General features: G+C 53.4%; 1 pseudogene. It reads left to right on the forward strand.

Annotated features, from left to right (window positions below):
• Positions 1 to 271: pseudogene (locus tag ETC00_RS20350) on the forward strand (ABC transporter ATP-binding protein); the annotation flags it as partial.
• Positions 272 to 380 lie beyond the last annotated feature (109 nt).

Consider the following 380-nt stretch of genomic DNA (forward strand, 5'->3'; position numbering starts at 1 on the left):
GTTTCTAGATGAGCCGACCGTCGGCATCGATCCACTGTTGCGTCGGGAAATTTGGAGTCAGTTTCAAGCGATTCGGGCGACTGGAACGACAATCATCGTCTCGACTCACGTCATGGACGAAGTGCAAGAGTGCGACCGGGCCGCGCTCATCTATAACGGACGTTTGATTGCCTATGACACGATCCCGCATCTGTTAGGTCAGACGGACAACGGCCGCGTCGAGGAATTGTTCCTCATCGCCGGTCGAGCAGGAGGGACGAGTCATGCGTAACTTAGCGAAACGCGTCATCTTTCAGACGCTCAATGACAAGCGAAGCGTCGCTTTAATTTTGATTGCGCCGCTCCTCATTTTGACGCTCGTCTACTTTTTACTCGGAGAC

Source organism: Brevibacillus sp. MCWH, assembly GCF_013096935.1.
GTDB classification, from domain to species: Bacteria; Bacillota; Bacilli; order Brevibacillales; family Brevibacillaceae; genus Brevibacillus; species Brevibacillus aydinogluensis.